Raw genomic sequence first — 21142 nt, forward strand, 5'->3', positions numbered from 1 at the left:
TGCTTCCTTAGCGTACCAATGACGGACGTTTGGCGTCATAGCGCCAGTTATCGATCAAAAACTGCATCCCCAGCGCATCGTTGCGATTTTTATCCGGCAGCGCGTTATATAGCGCATGCGCCTGTTCGATGCGATCCATATCCAGCTCGATGCCCAATCCCGGCCCCGGCGGTAACTCCAGATAACCATCGCGGATTTGCGGCGGTTGACATGTAAGCTGCTGACCATCCTGCCAAATCCAGTGCGTATCAAAGGCGGTTTGACGATCGCCAGGCGCGGCGGCCCCCAGGTGCGCCACCATCGCCAGCGAAATATCAAAATGGTTATTGGAGTGGCAGCCGGTTGTCAGCCCCCATTCGTTGCACAGCTGCGCCACCACGTTGGCGTTACGCATCGTCCAGAAGTGCGGATCGGCGAGCGGAATATCAATGGCATTCAGTTGCAGCGCATGGTGCAGCTGGCGCCAGTCGTTGCCGATCATATTAGTCGCGACCGGCACGCCGGTGGCGCGGCGAAACTCGGCCAGCGTTTCCCGGCCGGAATAGCCTTGTTCAGCGCCACAAGGATCTTCCAGATACGGCACCTTTCCCGCCAGCTGCTTGCCAAAGCGAATCGCCTCATCCAGCGACCAGCTGGCGTTAGGATCGACGGTGACGCGTGCTTCAGGGAAGCGCGACAGTAGCGCTTCCACCGTTGCCACTTCCACTTCGCCTGCCTGCACGCCGCCTTTGAGCTTGAAGTCGCGGAAGCCATATTGCTCAACTGCCGCTTCGGCCAGTCGCACCACGGCATCGCTGTCCATCGCCGCTTCATGACGCAGACGGAACCAGCCTTCTTGCTCATGCTCCCCTGATCGATAGTGCATATTGGTGCGCTTGCGATCGGCGATGTAGAACAAATAGCCCAGCACCGGAATGCGATCGCGCTGTTTACCGCTGGCAAGCAGGTCCGCTACCGGCAGGTTAAACAGCTTGCCTTGCAGGTCCAGCAGCGCCGCTTCAATGGCGGCGGCGGCGTTATAAAACTTCTCCGGATTCATCTGCGGGATATGAATGTCGTTGGTGTGAGAGGTTTGTTGCTGACGTGCCTCGCTGCTGAACAGCTGGCTGAGTGTCGCGTTGAGACGCAGCAGCGAACTGCCTTCTATCAGCGGGCGAAACTGTTCCAGCAGCTGCAAGGTGGATGCATGACACGGCGTTTCGCCTACGCCGGTATGTCCGGCGGAATCGGTCAGTATCACGATGATGCGCGTGAAGTAGCAGTTATGGGCGCCGCCAATGTTCAATAACATGCTGTCGTAACCGGCAACCGGCACGATGCGCATCGATTTAATGACTGGACTGTCTGACATGGTTTCTCTCCGTGTGACCGAAAGCGGGTGGTACAGGTTTGCGACGCAGCAGCAAATAGAGTCCGGTAACCACGGACACGCTGGTTAGCGCGTAAAGTCCGCCGGTGGTGCTGCCGGTGTGCATTTCGAGGTAGCCGAATACCGTGGGCGCAAAGAAGCCGCCGAGATTGCCAATCGAGTTGATTAGCGCAATGCCGGGCGCGGCAATCGAGGCGGGTAATTCACTTTGCGGCATCGGCCAGAAGAACGCCGCGCTCACTTTGGAGCCGATGCAGGCCACAATCATCGCCACAAAGCCAAACCACGGCGTTCCCAGCGTGGCCATAAAGGTGCCGCATGCGGCGATCAGCATGGCGATGCCGAGCCCTTTATCCAGTTTATCGCGATAGCGGTCGGTGGCTTTGCCGAGCAGAAACAGCGCGACGATAGCAAACAGCCACGGCACGGCGGTCAGCAATCCGGTTTCAAAGCTGTTGAACCCCTGAATACGCTGAATGATTTGCGGCAGCCAGAACACTAACGTGTAGCCGGTCATGGTCATGGTGAAGAAGATCAGGCAGTAAGACAAAAGGCTGCGATCGCTGATCAAGCCCCAGCGGCCGTGTTTCACCGCGTGCTCTTCGCGCGCATCATCTTCCAGCGCTAGCTGCTGCGCCAGCGCCTGTTTCTCGGCATCGCTCAACCATTTCGCGCCTTGCGGTTTGGATACCAGCACAAAGGCGGCCAGCAAGCCGATCACCATTGATCCGCCGCCTTCCATAAACATCACCCATTTCCAGCCCGCGATGCCGCCAACATCATGCATCATCAGAATGGCACCGGTGAGCGGACCGGAGAACAGAAAAGCGCTGGCGGTAGCGCTTAACACCATCGCGGTGGCGCGTCCGCGCCACGCATTCGGCACCCATTGACGAAAATAGAACAGCACGCCAGGGAAGAAGCCGGCTTCCGCCACGCCGAGCAGGAAACGCAGCAGATAGAAATGCAGCGGCGTACTCACAAAACCGGTAAGCACCACCACCATGCCCCACGTAATCATGATGCGCGTCAGCCACACGCGTGCGCCGAGTTTCTTCAGCATCATGTTGCTCGGCACTTCAAACAGCGCATAGCCGATAAAGAACAGCCCCGCGCCTAAGCCGAAGGCGGCCGCACTAATGCCCGCATCCGTTTGCAGTTCGGCTTTTACGAAGCCGATGTTTGCCCGGTCAATTTGGTTCACAATTAACATCAGCGCCAGCATCGGAATGATGCGGCGGAAGAACTTGCCGATAGCCGAGGCGATATGCGCGTCATGATCGGGCGATAATACGTATTGTTGTTGTGTCATGCGTCACCTGTAGGGAGAAAAGCATCGCTATAGGTATACGCAGCAGAGTGTGGCCAGGTGTATGTGGCATTGCCCGAGACCGCTTAGGCAAATGCCCTATGATTGTTAAAATTCATGGTGTTATATTAATTCGCGTCGAAAAGTTTACGCTTGGTTTGTGCGCTGGCTCACGACGGGCCCCGTGCCTGAGCATACCTCACATTAAACTGAGCGACTTTCGTTCGCCATAGGCTCAGATTGTTTCAGTTTTGCCGTGCGGCGACCGAGCAAAGGGCGCCTGGCCGCGCCCTCTGCACTCCCGGGCCTTGCGCCAGCCCAATCCGCCGCTGCGCGGTACCTTCACTCATTCACGATTCCTGACGGACCGGCGCCGATTCGCTCCTGCTCAGCGCCGCCTCTCGCCGCATCCATGCGGCTCGCCCTGGAATCCCTCATTCGTTCAGCGGTTTGGGATGTCGCCTCAACACCCGCGCTGCTGCATCAATGCATTAATTTGACTCACCATCGCTATAAATCCCGTAGGGTCACCATTTATGGTGACCTGGTACACAAATGGCCCAGGTTCCATAAAGTGCTTTCTCATAAGTTGTTGTTTGAAGACATTCGGGTAGTTACAGCTATGAAAACTAAGATAATGTAGATAATTAATTTACCTGAAGGACAAATCCTCCCGATAAAGCAAGTAACTTCAAAAGTTACATATTGAAAATTCATGCAAGGATGAGGTCAACCCTCATCAAATAAAGTGTCCAGGTCTTCTAGTTGTGGAAATGAGAAATCAATGGCTGAAAGTTTCAATCCCAGTGACGTCAAATAAAGAGTAAATGCTTTCAACGATCCCGCGTAATGGCCATTTTCAATCTGTGAAATAACCGTGCGATGAATGCCTGCACGCGTCGCAGCGTCGGCTTGAGTCCAACGGTTAGCCTTGCGCCTTTCCTGACATTTAGCGCCTATTGCTTGCAAACCAGGCAACATAAAACCTCTATTGTTGGTATATGATAACAATGTCTATATTTTTACCAAAATGTTATCATATAGCAACACTTAAGTTCTGCACAGGCGGCCTTAATGCCTTTTCCTCGTCTACACTTGCCTCACGTGGAAACGCTAATAGAGGTAAAAATGTCGCAATCTACTCAACGTAATCAAGCTTGGCTATTAGCCTCACGCCCGCATGGCGAACCGGTAAAAGAGAATTTCCGCCTGGTGGAGCAGCCCATTCCTGACGTGAAGGACGGCCAAATCCTGCTGCGCACGCTCTATTTGTCGCTCGACCCCTATATGCGCGGGCGCATGGATGACAGCAAATCTTATGCTGCACCTGCTGAACTCGACCAACCGATGGTTGGCGGCACGGTGAGCGAAGTGGTGGAATCTAAACACGCGGATTTCCAGCAAGGCGATGTGGTCCTCGCGCAAAGCGGCTGGCAAAGCTATGCGGTTTCGGACGGAAACGGCGTGGCGAAATTGGGCGATCTGCCCCATCCTTCCTGGGCGCTGGGCATTCTCGGTATGCCGGGCTTTACGGCCTATATGGGCTTGATGGATATCGGCCAGCCAAAACAGGGTGAAACCCTGGTGGTCGCGGCGGCTACCGGCCCGGTCGGTGCAACGGTGGGTCAGCTTGGGAAACTCCAAGGCTGCCATGTCGTCGGCGTTGCGGGGGGTGAAGAGAAGTGTCGTTATGCGATTGAGAAGCTCGGTTTCTCCGCCTGTATCGATCACCATCGTGACGACTTTGCGGAACAACTGGCGGCTGCCTGCCCAGACGGCATTGATATCTACTTCGAAAACGTTGGCGGCAAAGTGTTTGATGCCGTATTCCCGTTGCTGAACACCGCGGCGCGCGTGCCGGTGTGTGGCCTGGTTTCTGGTTACAGCAGCCGCGAATTACCGCCGGGACCGGATCGCACCCCGCAAATCATGGGCGGCATTCTTAAACGTCGTATTCGCATGCAGGGCTTTATCATCTTCCAGGATTACGGCGATCGTTATCCTGAATTCCTCAAAGCGATGACGCCGCTGGTGGAGCAGCAAAAAATCCACTACCGCGAGCACATGATCGACGGGCTGGAAAATGCCCCGCAGGCGTTTTTCGATATGCTGAAAGGCAAAAACTTCGGTAAAACCGTGGTGAAAGTCGCGCAGTAAGCCGTTGTGTTAACGCTATTTTTCACTTTGCATAGCCGCAATTGAGATATGGCGCGCGCTGAGCGCATGAGAAGATATTTTCCCTACATCGTCATTATCGGGAGTTCTCATGTCGCTCAGCCAAACCCACATCCTGAAGGTCAATTCCCAACAGCCTGAAGCACCCGTTCCCTTACCTGCTGAACCGGCGCATATCATTCGTGATGATGCCGAAGCCATTGAGATTGCTCAACCTCTGGCCTCAGAGTTTGCGCGTGACGCCGCACTGCGCGACCGCGAAGGCATCTTGCCGCTTAACGAATTGGATGCGTTCTCACAAAGTGGCTTGTGGGCGATGGCGATCCCTAAAATCTATGGCGGCGCGGGCGTATCCTGGGTGACGGTGGCGAAAGTCATCGCCATCATTTCGGCGGCAGATTCCGCGCTCGGTCAGCTACCGCAGAACCATTTAGCCGGCGTGGCGCATCTGGTGGCGGATGGCAGCGAGGCGCAGAAACAAGAACTACTGGGCGAAGTGCTGGCTGGCTTGCGCTGGGGCAACGCTTTCTCCGAGAAGAATTCGCGCACCGTCGCCGATTTCCAGACGCGTTTTCAGCGTGAAGGTGATGACGTGGTGATCAACGGCGAGAAATTCTACGCCACCGGCGCACTGCTGGCGCATCGAATTCACGCAGTGGCGCTCGACGATCAGGATCGCGCGCATCTGATTGTGCTGGATCGCAACACGCCGGGCGTGACCATCATTAACAATTGGTCGAGCTTTGGTCAGCGCACCACGGCATCGGGCACCGTGCTGCTGGAGAACGTGCGCGCCCCGCTATCCCGCGTGATCCCGGCTTATCAGGCGTTTGAACGCCCGACTGCCGCCGGTCCGATTTCGCAGATTATTCAGGCGGCGGTGGATGTGGGCATTGCTCGCGGCACTGTTGAAGACACGCTGCATTTTGTGCGCGAGCGGTCACGTCCGTGGATTGATAGCGGCCAGGAGCGCGCATCCGATGATCACTTTACGCTGGCGGCAGTCGGGGATTTGAAAATTCGCCTGCACGCCGCTGAAGCCTTACTGTGGCGCGCTGGCGAAGCGATTGATCTGGCGCTGCAGCAACCCGATGAAAGCACGGTTGCAGCAGCAACGGTTGCTACCGCTGAAGCCAAAGTGTTAACCACCGAAATCGCTATTCTGGCAGGCAACAAGCTGTTTGAACTGGCGGGTACGCGCTCAACGCTGCAGGAGTTCAACCTCGATCGCCATTGGCGCAATGCGCGCACCCACACCTTGCACGATCCGGTGCGCTGGAAGTATTACCACGTTGGCAATTATTACCTCAATGGCACCCCGCCGCCGCGCCATGCCTGGAATTAACGGTGGCGAAAACGTGCCGCTGGATGGTCAGCCGTGAGTCGCGGCTGACCAAACAACCGTTCGCGCAACGTCACGGCTTGCGCGGGCGTTTCACGGATAAGCCCTCGGCTACGCAGCACCGGCATCACATGCTGGATAAAATCCTCAAAGCTGCCGGGACTAATCGCCCACGCCAGATTGAAACCATCAACACCCGACTCCGCGGCAAACTGTTCCAGCTGATCGGCAATGCTCTCTGGGCCGCCGATCAGCAGCGGATGCAATCCGCCAATGCCGATGTAGCGCGCCGCATCACGCAGCGTCCAGCGTTTTTGATCGTCAATGCGCGTCAGGCTGGCTAAGGCTGAGCGACAGGCATCGGTTTCACGAAACGCTAGCGGCGTATCCAAATCCTCCTGTGAACAGTCGATACCGGTCCACGCAGAGAACAGCGCCAGCGCGGCCTCTTCGCTGATGTACTGCTGATAATCGCGATATTTAGCCTGCGCGGCTTCATCACTCTCTGCGGTGATCACCGTGATAGCCGTGACGAAACGCAGCGAAGCCGCATTGCGCCCTTCTGCTGCGGCTAACTGGCGAATACGTTGGATATCCGCAGCAATGGCCTGCGGCGTAACGCCGCCGAGAAAAATTACTTCCGCGTTGCGTGCAGCGAATTGCGCCCCGCGACTGGAGGTTCCCGCCTGAAACAGCACCGGCGTGCGCTGCGGACTGGGCTCGCTTAGGTGCGCATCCGGTACCTGATACCAGCGCCCGGCATGTTTGATAGCGTGCACTTTGGCCGGATCGCTATACACGCTGTTTTGCTTATCGCGCCGCACCGCGTCCTCTTCCCACGATCCTTCCCACAACTTGCCGGTGATATCGAGAAACTCCTGCGCGCGATCGTAGCGTTCATCGTGCGGAATTTGCTGCGTCAGCCCCAGATTACGTGCCGCTGAATCCAGCATTGACGTCACCACATTCCAGGCGATACGCCCGTTGCTCAGGTGATCAAGCGTGGTGAATTTGCGTGCCAGCAGATACGGCTGTTCGTAGGTGGTGGAAACGGTAATACCAAAGCCCAAATGTTGCGTCACCGCTGCCATTGCAGAAACCAGCAACAGTGGATCGTTAACCGGCATTTGTGTCGCCAGACGCAGCGCCGCGTCCGGCTTGTTTTGCCACACGTCTAGCTGGCCCAACGCATCGGCGATGAACAGCGCATCAAACCCGGCGCGATCCAGCTGTTGGGCAATATCGGTCCAGTAATGTAGTTCGGTATAGCGATGAGCCTGATCCTGCGGATGCCGCCACAATCCTGCGGAGATGTGGCCCGGCACATTCATCATAAAACCAAACAGTAAAAACGGTGCCCGGCTCATCTTTGACCTCTCTCAGCTGTGACGACGCGCGCGCAGAGCCCCGACGGCCAGCACAATGAAAATTAATCCGCCAGTGGCGACCTGTTGCCAGTAAAAATTCCAGCCGACCAGCAGCAAGCCGTTGGCGATAAAGCTCAGCAGCACCACGCCAAGCAGCGTGCCTAACACATTGGGCCGACGTGATGGCGCGAAGGTGGCGCCAATAAAACTGGCACCAATCGCATTCAGCAGATAGGCATTGCCCGACAGCGGCACCCAGGCTTTGACGTTGGCCGCCAGAATCAAACCGACGATACCGGCAATCAACGCTGCGAGAATAAACGCCAGCGCAGTGAGTCGTTTCACTGGCACGCCCGAATGCTGCGCAACGCTGTACTGCTCGCCCATCACCCGCAATGAACGGCCGGTGGCGCTGCGATGCAGCAACTGATAGAGCGCCAGCGCTACCAGCAACAATAGCCACAACGGCAGCGGAATGCCGAGCAGCGCGCCGTGACCTATCGCCGAAAACCCATCGGGCAGTTTCTGGCTCAGCAGATAAACCGGTTGTCCGCCATTTGACGACAGCTGCTGCACGCTTTGTCCGATAAACAGCGTGCCAAGCGTGGCGAGAAACGGCTCCACGCCCAACTGTGTCACCAAAAAGGCGTTAAACACGCCAACCAGCAGCGCGGCAATTAATGCCGCGAACAGCGCCACTGGCAAACTGACCTGATGCAGCACCAGTGTCACCAAAACCAGACAGGCAATATCGATCGCCGTGCCCACCGAGAGATCAATCGCGCCAATGCGTGTCACCAACGTCATCGCCAGGGCGACGATCGCCAGCGGCGCGACGTTATTGAGCAACACACTGCGAATATTTGAGACAGTGGCAAAAGCGGGCACCGCGACAATAAAGAACACGAGCAGCGCTACAAAGGTCAGCACGATGATGGCGCGCAGCCAGCCGGTCTGGCGCGGGCGTGGCGCGACAGGTGATAACAAAGAATCAGACACCTTGCGTTCTCCTTGACTGGCGACGACGTAACAGCGCGGTTAACGCCACCACTAATAGGATCAACACGCCTTCGACGCCGTTTATCCAGTAACTTGAGACATTGATCAGCTGAAAGCCGTTGGCAATCAGGCTGAGAAATAGCGCGCTAATCAGTGCGCCGCCAAGTGTCGGCACCAGACGACGGGAAAACACCACGCCCAATAGCGCCGCCGCGATCACCATCAACAGATTGTCGTTGGCGCCAGGCGAACTGCCGCTTAGTAGCGACACCGACGCAATTGCCGCGATAGCCGCGCTGACGCCACACAACACGTAGCTCAAACCCTGATAGCGTTTAACGCCGATGCCCGCCGCATTCGCCGCCTGCGGATGGCTGCCCACCGCCTGCAAGCGCAGGCCAAAGGACGTCAGGCGGCTCAAGGCGATCATGCCAAACGCCAGCAGCAGAAACGACCAGCCCAGCCACGACACCGCTAAAGGGCCGTTGCTTAACAACAGATTTTGCAGATCGCTGCTGGCCGACACCGAGGCGTTGCTGGTCAGCACCATTTCCAGGCCGATAGCGATATTCATGCTGGTGAGCGTTGCCAGCAGCGGCAAAATCCCCAGCCAGACAATCGCCAGCGCGTTAAACAAACCCACAGCCGCACCGGTAAACAGCGTCAGCAGCAAGGCAATCGCGATGGGCTGACCGGCGTTGAGCTGGCTGGCAAACACCGCCGCACTTAGGCCAAGGTTGGCGGCAATCGACAGATCAATGCCGCCGGTAATACCCTGCAAGCCGCCGCCGCTTAAAACCAGCGTTAAGCCAAGCGCCAGCGTGCCAACCACCGCGGTCTGCTGTAGCACGTTGCCAAGATTCATCACCGTAAGAAAAAACGGCGACAGCCAGGCAAAGACGGCTAAAACCAGCACAATAATCAGCAGCGAAACGTGTTGCAGCCACTGCTGACCACGCACGCTGCGCGGTGCTACAAGCGGTGCAGATTGGGTAACATCACTCATGAAGCACGCTCCGTTAACGCGCCGGTGCCCGAAGCCCAGGAGAGAATTTCCTGATGGCTGGTGTGCTGTGCCTCCAGCGTGGCGACATGTTCGCCGCGCGCCAGCACCATAATGCGATCGGCCAGCGTTTGCAGTTCGAGTAAATCGGTGGAGAACACCAGAATCAGGGCGCCGTCATCAGCCAACTGCTGCAATGTGTGATAAATCGCCGCCTTAGCCGCAATATCAACGCCCACCGTGGGCTCATCCAGCAAATACAGACGCGCACCGGTGTTTAACCATTTGGCCAGCACCGCTTTCTGTTGGTTGCCGCCCGAAAGCTGACGCAGCGCCGCCAGCTGCCCCGGCGTGCGGATATCCAGTTGCTGAATGTTCTTCGCCACCAGTTCGCTCTCCGCCTGACGCGAAACGCCGCCCCAGCGCAGCAAGCGTTGCACCGTGGTTAAGGTGACATTGTCACGCAATGACAAATTTAACGCGACGCCGTTGGCGCGGCGATCCTCCGGTACAAAGGCGATACCGCGCTTCACTGCGGCATGTGGAGAAGCCGGCACGCCGCTCACTTCGCCCAGCGTAACCTTGCCGCTGACGCCGTTTTCCAGCCCGAACAGCGCGCGAATCAGCGCTTTACCGCCGGAACCTAACAAGCCGGTGATGCCGATGATTTCGCCTTGTCGGCCGGTGAACGACACACTGTGAAAACTGCCGGGCGCGCTGAGCGCAGTAACCTGCAGTACTTGCGCACCGGCGCGGCGCGACTGACGCGGTGCCAGTTCATGACGCGCGTCGCCTACCATCGCCGCGATCAGTGCCGCCGGTGATAGTTGATCTGCGTTGAACTGCGCCACGTCTTTGCCGTCACGTAGCACCGTGACGCGTTGGCACAGCTCCTGAATTTCATCGAGATAGTGCGAAACATAAAGCAGCGCGATGCCCTGCTGGCGCATGCGTTCAATTACCCGGAACAGCGCATGCACTTCATGGCGCGCCAGCGCGGCGGTCGGTTCATCCAGCACCACCACGCGCGGCGCGTTTTGCAGCACGCGACAGATTTGCACCAGTTGCTGCTCCGCCACGCTCAGCGTGGCGATCAACGCATCAGGATCGAGTTGCAAACCAAAGTGCTGCTGCAGCTGCTGCTCTGTTTGCTGGCGCATACGACGTCGCAGGATAAACGGCGTACCGGCTAAGCGCGGTTCGTTGCCAAGCCACAGCGCTTCCGCCACCGTTAGCGAGCCGGGCAACAATCGCTCCTGATGCACGATGGCGATGCCCTGGCGTTGCGCCTGCGCGGGCGTAGCGAGCGTAAGCGGCTGGCCATCCAGCTCGATGCTGCCGCGATCGGCGGCGTGAATGCCGCCTAACACTTTGATCAGCGTCGTTTACCCGCACCGTTATGGCCAATCAAGCCGTGTACTTCACCGGCATGCACGCTGAGCGACACCGATTGCAGCGCAGGCACGCCATCAAAAGCTTTGCTGATGGCGTGCAGTTGCAACAGCGGCGCGTTATTTACCATCCGTTTGACCCAGGGTTTTCTGCGCTTCGGCAGCGTTCTCTTTAGTCACCAGAATCGACGGCACATAGGTTGCGGGCGGCAACGAACGATCGCCAGCGAGGTATTTCGCTACGTTCTGCACCGCCGTTTGGCCAATCACATACGGCTGCTGCGCCACCACCGCTGCCGCGCTGGATTTGGGATCTTTAACCAGCGACACCACATCCGGGCTGCCATCCACCGCGTACGTTTTGATTTCGTTGCGTCCGGCAGCGTCTACCGCCTGCGTGGCGCCGATTTGCGGCACATCCCACGCCGCCCAAATCGCCTGCACCGAACCTTTCGGATATTTATTTAGTAATTGACTGATTTGCGCATACGCATCCTGCACGGTATTCGGGATGACATCGCGCAATTCAGGTTGGATAATTTTAATTTTCGGATACCACTTCAGCACGGCTTTTAACTGGTCGTAGCGCATTGCGACTACCGGCACGCCATAGAAACCGTTAAATACCAAAATATTGCCTTCGCCGCGCAGGTCGTTTACCAGTTTTAATGCTAACTGTTCGCCAATATAAAAATTATCCGATGTGGTGACGTTAATACTGGATGGGCTGGCGGTATCAACGGTAAATAAAGGAATGCCCGCTTCGCGGATTTTTTTCAGCCAGGGTTCCAGCACCGACGCTGTGCCAAGGGTTTCAATAATGGCATCCGGTTTTTGCGCAATAAGCGTCTGAATCTGCGCAATTTGCTGCGACTCTTTACGCCCGCCATCCAGCGCAATCGGCGTTCCGCCAAGGCGCTTCACCTCATCGATTTGTCCCTGATAAGCTTTCAAATCCCAGTAGTGATCGGTACCCGCGACGGTAATGCCAATGCGTTTACCCGCCAGCGACGGAATCGGTTGATCCTCGGCGTGCGCCATTCCTGATAATAGTGATAGAGAAGCCAATAACAGACCTGCCAGGCGGTGCTTTTTCATTCTTAATATCCCTGGAAACAATAAAATAATGTTGTGTGACGCCTGTTATCTGGCGTGTGAAATAAAAATTATCACAGCCATTTTTTATCCATAATGCTATTTTCTCCTTAGGCTAGCTGGCGATTGGTAATAGCCAATACGCACTAGTTCGGTGCGTTTTTTCCCGCTGCGCTTTGTCGGTTTTTTATGCACAGTTACGTAAAGATACTGGTAATCCATACAGATAAGGTTCAGGATGGTCACTCATCCTGGATTAGCACCCACGGCCATTCACCCTCTATCTGAGGGCTCGTAATGAACTTTTATTCAACTGAAACCGTTTGCGCCATTACCGGTGCCAACCGCGCCAATTTACGTCGCTGGTTGCGCGGTGGATTAATTTCTGAGAATCACGTCAATAAGGATTGGAGCCGACATCAGGTTGATGAAGTGCTCGCCATGATGGCATTGACCTCGGGTGGCGCCACGCTGTGGCAAATCTATCAAGGCCGACACTGCGGGCTCGATTACTCTTGGTCTGGTTGGGTGGCACGCCGCGGCGATCTGTTACGGCAACTGGAGTTAGGCTCTGATCGAGAACTGGCGCGTACTGTGCGCAATCTGGCGGGCGATTACAGCAGCGACGATTTCGTCAATGTGCTGATGAAACCGCTCAACCGCTGGCTGCGTGATGATACGCGTCGCGGCGCATCGCGTCGGTTAACGCGCTTTCATGAAGCGATCGTTCATCACAGCGACTGTGTAAAACGCGCTTCAGCCCGTCAGCAGCAGATGCCACTGTTACTGGAAGTGGTCAGCACCGGCGATGAAACGGAAGTGTGGCTGGAAGCCATTCGCCTTACCGGACAAGGGTTCTGCGTCGAGGTGGATCAAACCTCACAACCGATGCTGTACAGTTCAGAAAGCCGCCACGATCATCACCTGTTGTGGTGCGGTGCCGGGATCAGCCATGAACGCATGACCCAGTTCCAGCGCGGATTACGCTCCGGTAAACCGGTGATGCTGAGCGGACCCGATCGCAGCGTTCATCCGGCTGTCGCTGAAGCCAGAGTCGCTTAGCCGGTGCTTTATGCACCGGTCTCATCGCTTATCCCATTCCGCACTTTGCTTATTCAAAAGAAGTAGTTAGCCACGGCAACAACGGTTAAGTCACATCACTCTCTCTTCTGCTACGCTCTCGCCTCCCAATCAGGAGGATCCATGAGTTCATTAATCGATATTTTCACCAGTCATAAAAGCGATCGCAGTTTTACCGACCTTCCCGTTGCGGATGCGGTGCTGGATCGCATCATTTCGGCCGCGTATCGCGCGCCAACCTCGGTGAACTCGCAGCAGGTCTCTTTGGTGGTGACGCGCGATGCTGAAAGACGCGCACAAATCTCCCAGATTGCTGGCGGTCAGCCGTGGATTGCCAAAGCGCCGGTGTTTATTACCCTGGTGCTGGATATGCATAAATCGCGTCTGGCGATGAACGCTATCGACCGCGAGCAGATCGCGCAGCAGAGCATCGAAAGCATTGTGTCGGGCTCAACCGATGTGGGTATTGCGTTGGGTTCTATCATGGCGGCAGCGCGTGCAGAAGGTTTGGGCATTGTGCCGATTGGCGGTATTCGTCGCGATGCGCAGGCGTTAATCCGCTTGCTGGATTTGCCGGAATATACATTCCCGGTAGCGGGCGTGGTGATTGGCCATGTCGATCAGCCTGCGCATCAGAAGCCGCGTCTGCCGCTGGCTACCTTCCGTCATGAAGAGCGCTATCAACGTGATGGACTGGAGCAACACATCGCTGCCTATAATCAGGAGATGGTGCAGCACTGGAAAAATACCGGACGTGAGGATGGCGAGAGCTGGAGTGAAAGCGTTAGCGGTTATTATCACAAGATTTACTTCCCGCACGTGCTGGACGCGCTGAAGAAGCAAGGGTTTGGCAACGACAAGTGACGGCTTTTCCCCGCGCGCTGTGCGCGGGGAAAGAAAATTAACGCCCTTTCTTCTTACGACCTGGCTGGGCGAAACGCTGGCGATTAGCCGGTTTTGCTCCCGCTTTCTCACCCGGTTTAGCGCCAACCGTCGCGGGCTTTTTCGCCGCGCTGGCGGGTTTCTTTTTCGCCTGCGTCTTCTGCGTTTTTTGATCTTCGGATGATGAGTCTTCAATCAGTTTGAACAGATCAATCAGCTCGTCATCGGTCAAATCGCGCCACTCGCCGAGCGGAATGCCTTTCAGGCTGACGTTCATGATGCGCGTACGTTCAAGCTTGGTCACTTCAAAGCCGAAGTGCTTGGTCATTCGACGAATCTGACGATTCAGCCCCTGAACCAGAATGATGCGGAAGACAAAGGTCGACTCTTTTTTAACTTTGCACTTTTTGGTGACGGTGCCGAGCATCGGTACGCCCGCGCCCATTCCGGCAATAAATTCATCGGTGATCGGTTTATCAACGGTGACCACATACTCTTTTTCGTGGTTATTTCCGGCACGCAGGATTTTATTCACCAGATCGCCGTGGTTGGTGAGGAAAATCAGTCCCTGCGAATCTTTATCCAGGCGACCAATCGGGAACACGCGCTTGCTGTGATTAACGAAATCACCAATGTTGTCACGCTCACCCTCTTCCATGGTGGTGATGATGCCAACCGGTTTGTTCAGCGCAATCAGCACTAAGTCTTCTTCGTCACGCGGCTCAATCAGCTGCCCGTTCACTTTGACTTCATCCCCTGCAAACACCTGCGCACCGACGGCAGCGCGTTTACCGTTTATGAAAACGTTGCCTTGCTCGATGTAACGATCGGCATCACGGCGTGAGCAGATTCCGCTCTCGCTGATGTATTTGTTCAGGCGTGTGGATGAGTTAGGCAGCATGGTTCCTCCGAAAAAAAACGGACTATACAGCAACCTTAGGCGTTGGTTAAGCCTCGCGACAATCATCAGCATTTCTCTTACCACGATATAACAGCACACTAACAATGTGGTTGTTGTCAACGGATCGATCAGCGACAATTCGCACCCATCGTTTTTTCTTATGACAGAGTGATTCCGTAATGACAAATCAGCCATCGGTGACGTGGATAACCTCCGTGCGCACCTTTCTGGCCCGCCTTTGGCCCCATCCGTTACCGGGAGGCAGAAAGCAGATGGTCATCGCCAGCATTGGCGCGGGATTGGGTTTAATGATGACCAGCCTGACCAGCCACTGGCTGCTGGGTGGAGTGAATCTGTGGTTTGTCGCGCCGATGGGCGCTTCAGCGGTATTACTGTTTGGTCTGCCGAACAGTCCGCTGGCGCAGCCGTGGTCAATTGTCGGCGGCAATTTGGTGGCGGGCGTTGTTGGCGTCACCACCGCGCTGTGGGTTCCCCATCCCGCGCTGGCGTGTGGTATCGCGGCCTGTGTGACGATCGCGTTGATGTTTCAACTGCGCTGTTTGCATCCACCGAGCGGCGCGGTGGCGCTGACCGCAATTTTGGGCGGTAACGGCGTCCAGCAGCTGGGTTACCACTTTATTCTGACGCCGGTGCTGTTGAACTCGGTTTGCCTCGCGCTGCTGGCGTTGCTGTTTAACAATCTCGCCGGACGTCGTTATCCGCATCCGCTGGCGGCAACGGAAACCAAAGCGCCGCCTGTGGTGATCGACGTAGCGATTACGCGTGAAGACCTGCATCAGGCGCTGGAGAGCGGTGAAGTGCTGGATATCGATGAGGATGATTTGCAGCAGTTGCTGCAACGCGCCGAAGAGATTGCGACACATCGTCAGCGCGGGCAGATGCCGGCATCATCATGAGTGGTCGCCATAAATGGCGTAATGTTTGTCAGTTGAGAGATAAAAACACATATTATTGCGCGCACAAATCGTAGCGGCGCAATTCATTGCGCGATAAATCGCGCCGCTACGAAATGTGCCGTGATGTGATGCTTAACTGATCGGCATTACGCCATAAATGGCGACGCTACACCGTATTCTTTCACAATGACTTCATCGCCCTCAATTTCAACCACCGCAAACGGCACCTCTTCTGCCCCATCCAGCATCCCTTTGAGTGTATAGAAGCCTGTTTGACCGATGCGCGCAAAGCCGCCGCGATGATCGTGTCCAGAGAAACAGCATAGTATGTTGTAACTAGAAAGCAGCTCTGCCAGCACGCTGCCGTTGAGTAAGTTGTGGCTGTTGTGCGGCGCCAGCGGATAGTGGCCAAACACCACCACTTTCTCCCCTTGCTGCTGGGCTTGCTGCAGCTGCTGCTCAATCCACGCCAGTTGCTGCGTTCCTACCGCACCGTTCCAGGGTTTCGCCTGCGGCTGCTGGCGCGCGGTCAGGTCCACCAGCATTGCCTCCGCCTGCTTGCGATCGTCACCGTTCTGCATGTTGCAATAGAGGCTGATGTCGTTGCCGTCATAAACAATAAAACGCCAGCCCTGCAGCCCAAAGGCGTAATAGCTTTTGGGTAGCGCAGCGGCTTCGTTGAGATGCTGCGCGATGGTCTGCGCATCGTGATTACCCAGCACCACCGCATGTGGATGTTCGAGGCGATCGTAAATCGGCAATATCGCCGCGTAGCTGTTCCAGTCGCGATCGACTAAATCCCCCAGCGTAACGACAAAATCCAGCGGCTGCTGATTCAACACCGCAATCGCCTGCGGCAGCTTATGCAGCGCGTGACGATAGTAGAGATTTTTCGCCATATCGGCGTCGATGTCGGCATATTGCGGATCGGCAATCAAACCAAAACGCAGCGTGCTGCTCAGCGGCGCGGAACGCACATCGGGCAAGGCATAGAGCTCGGCGACATCGCCCAGCAGTTCACGCTGCAGTTCAGTCAGCGGATGCGGATAAGACACGAAAAGCACTCCTTAGCGAATACCAGCACGCATAAAAGATTGAATAAACTGACGCTGGAAAATCAGGAACAGCACCAACAGCGGCAAGGTGGTCATTAACGTAGCAGCGCCAATCAATGCCCATTGCACGCCCTGCTCCGGCGCCGAGAACAGTTGCAGGCCCACGGTGAGCGGCCGCACGTTGACCGAATCGGTGATCACCAGCGGCCAGAGGAAATCATTCCAGTGGAAACTGATCGACACCAGCGCAAACGCCACATAGATCGGCTTCGCCAGCGGGATGTAAATCTTGCGCAGAATGTAAAAGCGGCTGGCACCTTCCACAATCGCCGCCTCTTCCAATACCAGCGGAATACTTTTAAAGGTCTGGCGTAGCAGAAAGATGGCGAAGGCCGAGGAGAAATACGGCAGCGCGATGCCGGTCAGCGTATCGCGGAAACCCAGCGCGCCGATGGTTTTGTAGTTATTCAGAATCAGCACGTCGGGGCTGATCATCAGCTGCAGCAGGATCAGCGCGAAGATCGCGCCGGAAAATTTCAGGCGGAAGCGCACTAATGCGTAAGCGGCCATGGTCGCCAGAATCAGCTGCACCACCACAATCATCAGCACCAGCAAGCTGGTATTGAGGAAGTAGCGACCAAAGGGCGCGGCGTGCCAGGCATTAACGAAGTTCTGCAAGGTCAGCGGCGAAAAAAGCGAAAAGCTCGCCTGATCGGATGCCGGATGAATCGCCACCCAGATCGCCACCAGAATCGGTAAAAACCACAGCAACGCGGCAAGCCCAATGCCCGTATTCAGGCACAGGCGACCAAACGTGATTGTCGGCTTCATTGGTAATGGGCTCGCTTGTCCAGCAGGTTGAATTTAAGCAGCGCAATCGCGGCGAGGATCACCAGCAGCACCACCGTCATTGCCGCTGCGGCGGGCATATCCCAGAAGCTGAAGGCAGTGCGGTAGATGTAGAACAGCAGCAAGCTACTGCTGTTATTCGGCCCGCCGTTGGTCATCGCGATCACCTGATCGACAATGCGAAAGGCATTCATCGAGGCATTGATCAGCACAAACAGCGTGGTAGGCATCAGCAGCGGCCACTGCACGCGCCGGAAGAAATAGCGGCGTGACGCCCCTTCTATCTTCGCGGCTTCGCTCAGGCGCGGATCGATCTGCTGCAAAGCGGCGAGATAAAAGATCATAAAGAAGCCCGCTTCGCGCCATACCGATACCGCCATCAAACAGTACAAGGCGCTACCCGGTTCGCCGAGCCAGTTCATCGCTGGCAGCGAAAACAGCGCCAGCAGCTTATTCAGCAAACCCAGCTGCGGCGTGTAGAAGAACAGCCACAGATTGGCGATGGCGATCATCGGCAGCAGCGAAGGAATAAAGAACGCGGTGCGCACCAGCGCATTGGCACGCATATGACGATTGACCGCCAGCGCCATCAGCAGCGCCAGCGTGACCGCCAGCGGAATGGTGATCAACGCATACAGCAGATTATTCCACAGCGACTGGATGAAGATGTCGTCATCCAGCAGCGCGAGATAGTTATCCAGCCCAACAAAATGGGCTGGACGACCGTTACGTGCTGCGCTGAACAGGCTTTCCCATACGGTCGCAACCGCCGGATAGTGCGTAAACAGCAGTAAAAAACTCAGTGCCGGTAAAATCAGCAGGTAGCCATACAGCTGCATCGACCATAACCGGGGACGACGAACCGGCGCGACGGTGAGAATCGTGCTCGTCATTATTGATAAGACTTCAGCAGACGATCGGCTTGCTTCTGCGCGCCTTCCAGCGCTTCGGCTGGCGTTTTCGCCTGCGTCACCGCCGCTTCTACCGCGTGATTGAGCGCATCCTGAATCTGCACGCTGTTGTAAGTCGAGAGTTCTGGCTGCGCATACTTCAGCTGTTCACGCGCCACCAATGCCTGAGGAACCTCTTTAACGTAATCCTTCATCACCGTGGTATCCCATGCCGCCGGAGAGGTCGCTACATAACCGGTGGCGATACTCCAGCGCGCCGCCTGCTCGGGTGAGGTTACCCAACGGATAAACTCCATCGCCGCTTTCTGCTGTTCTGGTGAGGCATTTTTAAAGACATACAGGTTACCGCCGCCGGTTGGGCTGCCGCGCTGGGTTTTCTCCGGCAGCATCGCCACACCGAACGGGAATTTCGCGTTATCACGCACGTTGGTCAGGTTGCCGGTGGTGGTCACCATCATGGCAGTTTTGCCGCTGATGAAGTCCTGCGGCGTGGTGCCCCACGCAATGGCACCCTTTGGCGACACGTCCTCTTTCTGGCCGAGATCGGTCAGCCACTGCAGCGTTTCCACGTTGCCCGGCGTATTGAAGTGCACCGCGGTGCCTTTGCCGTTATCCAGGCGACCGCCGTTGGTGGCGGACAAGCCCTGGAAGTTCCAGTAGCCGTTTGGCGTGGAAGGAATCTCGATGCCCCATTGGCTGACGCCGTTGGCATCTTTGATCGTGAGTTTCTTACTGAACTCGACCACTTGCTGCCAGTTGGCCGGTGGCGTATCGGCATTCAAACCGGCTTTTTCAAACGCCTGTTTGTTCCAGTACATCACTACGGTTGAACGCTGGAACGGTACGCCCCACACTTTACCGTCAATGTGACGCAGAAACGCCGGATAGAAACCGTCGATCCATTTTTTGCCTTCCTCGCCCTGCGCTAAATCGCTGGCCGCCACAATCGCACCGGCATCAATCAGCGAATACGCTTCGATATCGCCTATCACCGCCAGCTGCGGCGCGTTACCACCACGAAATGCGGTCAGCGCTTTGGTCACGGTGGTGGCGTAATCACCGGTATACACCGGCTGAATGCTCACGTCCGGATGCACTTTCTGGAAATCCGCCACCAGCGAATCCACGGTGTGGCTCACTTTGCCGCCCACCGCGATCGGATAATACATTTGCAGCTTGACCGGTTCAGCCGCAAAAGCTGAGGTGGTGATGGCGAGGACTAATGCAGAAAGACGTGAATAACGAATCGCAGACATGATTTTCCCTTGGGCAAATGACAACGGTTAAACAGCGTATTTTTTCTGTGAAGCAAACATCTGTTGTTCGGCTGGCACGCAGCGCTTACCGCTCTCGCGATGAAACAGATATTGCCGCGCGGCGGACCACTGCAATCCCACTTCACTGCCATCGGTGAAGCGCTGCATGCCCGGCACTTTGATGGTCAGCGGTTCGCTGATGCCAGCAAGCAGGCACACCAGCAAGGTATCAGCGCCCATATATTCAGAACTGATCACCCGCGCGGTCAGCGCCGCCTGTTCTGCAGCGATCGGCTGGATATCTTCGGCACGCAATCCAAGGCTCAGCGGCGCGTCGCGGTATTCCACCACCGGCGCGGTGAGATGCAGCAGATAGTGATGCGCGCCATTGCGCTGCAGCGGCAGGATGTTCATCGGCGGTGCGCCAATGAACTGCGCGGCGAACACGCTGGCGGGATTGTTGTAGAGATCGTCTGGCGTGCCGTGCTGTTCGATGTGGCCATCGTTGAGCAGGATAATGCTGTCGGCCATGCTCATCGCTTCGGTCTGATCGTGTGTGACGTACAGCATGGTCAAGCCGAGTTTCTTCTGCAGCGCGCGGATTTCACGGCGCATGCTTTGCCGTAGCCTGGCGTCGAGGTTCGACAGCGGCTCATCCATTAAACACAGCGTGTTATTGGCGATCACCGCACGGCCCAGCGCCACGCGCTGCTGTTGTCCGCCGGAGAGCTGTGATGGCAAACGATCCAGCAGCTTATCCAGCTCCATTAGCTTGCTGACATTATCCAGGCGGGCAGCAAACGACTGTTTCTCCTCGCCGCGCGCTTTCAAACCAAACAGCAGGTTTTCGCGCACGTTAAGGTGGGGAAACAGCGCATAGGACTGAAACACCATCGATAGCTTGCGTTGCGACGGCGGCAGATGGGTGATATCGGCATGATTAAAGTGGATCGCCCCGCGATCGGCAGTTTCCAGTCCGGCGATGGTGCGCAGCAGCGTCGATTTACCGCAGCCCGAAGGACCGAGCAGCGCGACAAACGCGCCTTCTGCCGCGTCGAAGCTGATGTCGTCCAGGGCGATTTTCTCGCCCCAGGCTTTAGTGATGTGGTGAAGCGAAAGGTGGCTCATGCATCCGCAATCCAGAAATCAGAATGGCGGTAAGCTAGCGGAAGGAAATGAAGGTTTTATGTCATTGCGGTGACCGCGCGGTTAATCAGATGCGCAATGCATTACGCCGCTAC

General features: G+C 56.3%; 20 protein-coding genes. 5 read left to right on the forward strand and 15 right to left on the reverse strand.

Annotated features, from left to right (window positions below; all coding sequences use genetic code 11):
* Window positions 1-7 precede the first annotated feature (7 nt).
* The 3 genes from PZBJ_RS22710 to PZBJ_RS22720 form a co-directional block, all read right to left on the reverse strand.
* Window positions 8-1351, reverse strand: coding sequence for an enolase C-terminal domain-like protein (locus PZBJ_RS22710; protein ID WP_101764400.1), 1344 nt, complete (start codon window positions 1349-1351; stop codon window positions 8-10).
* Complete coding sequence (locus PZBJ_RS22715) at window positions 1329-2681, reverse strand: MFS transporter (RefSeq protein WP_101764401.1); 1353 nt, start codon at window positions 2679-2681, stop codon at window positions 1329-1331. The genes PZBJ_RS22710 and PZBJ_RS22715 overlap by 23 nt, the downstream gene beginning before the upstream one ends.
* 726 nt (window positions 2682-3407) lie before the next feature.
* Window positions 3408-3659 (reverse strand): helix-turn-helix domain-containing protein, encoded by a 252-nt coding sequence (locus PZBJ_RS22720; protein ID WP_101764402.1) that lies wholly within the window; start codon window positions 3657-3659, stop codon window positions 3408-3410.
* Window positions 3660-3806: 147 nt separating this feature from the next.
* On the opposite strand from PZBJ_RS22720, the gene PZBJ_RS22725 reads away from it, so the two are divergent.
* Both PZBJ_RS22725 and PZBJ_RS22730 read left to right on the forward strand, forming a co-directional pair.
* Window positions 3807-4835 (forward strand): NADPH-dependent curcumin/dihydrocurcumin reductase, encoded by a 1029-nt coding sequence (locus PZBJ_RS22725; protein WP_101764403.1) that lies wholly within the window; start codon window positions 3807-3809, stop codon window positions 4833-4835.
* Window positions 4836-4944: 109 nt separating this feature from the next.
* Window positions 4945-6198 carry an SfnB family sulfur acquisition oxidoreductase gene (locus tag PZBJ_RS22730; protein ID WP_101764404.1) on the forward strand — a complete coding sequence of 418 codons (1254 nt, stop codon included), beginning with the start codon at window positions 4945-4947 and terminating at the stop codon, window positions 6196-6198.
* On the opposite strand, the gene PZBJ_RS22735 is transcribed toward PZBJ_RS22730, so the two are convergent.
* Genes PZBJ_RS22735 through PZBJ_RS22755 form a run of 6 tightly spaced genes read right to left on the reverse strand, consistent with a single transcriptional unit; the run spans window position 6195 to window position 12053 of the window.
* On the reverse strand, window positions 6195-7562 hold the full coding sequence (locus PZBJ_RS22735; RefSeq protein WP_101764405.1) for an LLM class flavin-dependent oxidoreductase: 1368 nt from the start codon (window positions 7560-7562) through the stop codon (window positions 6195-6197). The two genes, PZBJ_RS22730 and PZBJ_RS22735, sit on opposite strands and share 4 nt — an antisense overlap.
* 12 nt (window positions 7563-7574) lie before the next feature.
* On the reverse strand, window positions 7575-8561 hold the full coding sequence (locus PZBJ_RS22740) for an ABC transporter permease (protein ID WP_101764406.1): 987 nt from the start codon (window positions 8559-8561) through the stop codon (window positions 7575-7577).
* Window positions 8554-9567, reverse strand: a complete 1014-nt coding sequence (locus PZBJ_RS22745) for an ABC transporter permease (protein WP_101764407.1) — start codon at window positions 9565-9567, stop codon at window positions 8554-8556. Before PZBJ_RS22745 ends, PZBJ_RS22740 begins: the two co-directional genes overlap by 8 nt.
* The gene (locus tag PZBJ_RS22750) at window positions 9564-10934 is read right to left on the reverse strand and encodes a sugar ABC transporter ATP-binding protein (protein WP_240632930.1); all 1371 of its coding nucleotides are present in this window, start codon (window positions 10932-10934) and stop codon (window positions 9564-9566) included. Before PZBJ_RS22750 ends, PZBJ_RS22745 begins: the two co-directional genes overlap by 4 nt.
* Window positions 10935-10939: 5 nt before the next feature.
* Complete coding sequence (locus PZBJ_RS24445) at window positions 10940-11086, reverse strand: ATP-binding cassette domain-containing protein (RefSeq protein ID WP_240632931.1); 147 nt, start codon at window positions 11084-11086, stop codon at window positions 10940-10942.
* The gene (locus PZBJ_RS22755; RefSeq protein WP_101764408.1) at window positions 11076-12053 is read right to left on the reverse strand and encodes a sugar ABC transporter substrate-binding protein; all 978 of its coding nucleotides are present in this window, start codon (window positions 12051-12053) and stop codon (window positions 11076-11078) included. The genes PZBJ_RS24445 and PZBJ_RS22755 overlap by 11 nt, the downstream gene beginning before the upstream one ends.
* Before the next feature lie 294 nt (window positions 12054-12347).
* Here PZBJ_RS22755 and PZBJ_RS22760 point away from each other — a divergent pair, with 294 nt between their 5' ends.
* Both PZBJ_RS22760 and PZBJ_RS22765 read left to right on the forward strand, forming a co-directional pair.
* The gene (locus PZBJ_RS22760; protein WP_101764409.1) at window positions 12348-13112 is read left to right on the forward strand and encodes a hypothetical protein; all 765 of its coding nucleotides are present in this window, start codon (window positions 12348-12350) and stop codon (window positions 13110-13112) included.
* A 141-nt stretch (window positions 13113-13253) separates the two neighbouring features.
* On the forward strand, window positions 13254-13994 hold the full coding sequence (locus tag PZBJ_RS22765) for a nitroreductase family protein (protein ID WP_101764410.1): 741 nt from the start codon (window positions 13254-13256) through the stop codon (window positions 13992-13994).
* 37 nt (window positions 13995-14031) lie between these two features.
* Here PZBJ_RS22765 and rluF read toward each other — a convergent pair whose 3' ends face one another.
* Window positions 14032-14913, reverse strand: a complete 882-nt coding sequence (gene rluF, locus PZBJ_RS22770; protein ID WP_101764411.1) for a 23S rRNA pseudouridine(2604) synthase RluF — start codon at window positions 14911-14913, stop codon at window positions 14032-14034.
* Window positions 14914-15092: 179 nt separating this feature from the next.
* Between rluF and PZBJ_RS22775 the strand changes: the two genes are divergently transcribed.
* Entirely contained in the window at window positions 15093-15830 is a 738-nt protein-coding gene (locus PZBJ_RS22775; protein ID WP_101764412.1) for an HPP family protein, read from the forward strand.
* 146 nt (window positions 15831-15976) lie between these two features.
* On the opposite strand, the gene PZBJ_RS22780 is transcribed toward PZBJ_RS22775, so the two are convergent.
* The 5 genes from PZBJ_RS22780 to PZBJ_RS22800 are packed head-to-tail and all read right to left on the reverse strand — an operon-like array spanning window position 15977 to window position 21029.
* Window positions 15977-16885 (reverse strand): metallophosphoesterase, encoded by a 909-nt coding sequence (locus PZBJ_RS22780; protein ID WP_101764413.1) that lies wholly within the window; start codon window positions 16883-16885, stop codon window positions 15977-15979.
* A gap of 12 nt (window positions 16886-16897) precedes the next feature.
* Window positions 16898-17716 (reverse strand): carbohydrate ABC transporter permease, encoded by an 819-nt coding sequence (locus tag PZBJ_RS22785; protein ID WP_101764414.1) that lies wholly within the window; start codon window positions 17714-17716, stop codon window positions 16898-16900.
* Window positions 17713-18627: a carbohydrate ABC transporter permease gene (locus tag PZBJ_RS22790; protein WP_101764415.1), complete on the reverse strand. Its 915-nt coding sequence runs from the start codon at window positions 18625-18627 to the stop codon at window positions 17713-17715. Before PZBJ_RS22790 ends, PZBJ_RS22785 begins: the two co-directional genes overlap by 4 nt.
* Entirely contained in the window at window positions 18627-19901 is a 1275-nt protein-coding gene (locus tag PZBJ_RS22795; protein ID WP_101764416.1) for an ABC transporter substrate-binding protein, read from the reverse strand. The genes PZBJ_RS22790 and PZBJ_RS22795 overlap by 1 nt, the downstream gene beginning before the upstream one ends.
* A 27-nt stretch (window positions 19902-19928) precedes the next feature.
* Entirely contained in the window at window positions 19929-21029 is a 1101-nt protein-coding gene (locus PZBJ_RS22800) for an ABC transporter ATP-binding protein (RefSeq protein ID WP_101764417.1), read from the reverse strand.
* Between the last annotated feature and the right edge of the window lie 113 nt (window positions 21030-21142).

It is taken from the genome of Pantoea endophytica, assembly GCF_002858935.1.
GTDB classification, from domain to species: domain Bacteria; phylum Pseudomonadota; class Gammaproteobacteria; order Enterobacterales; family Enterobacteriaceae; genus Pantoea; species Pantoea leporis.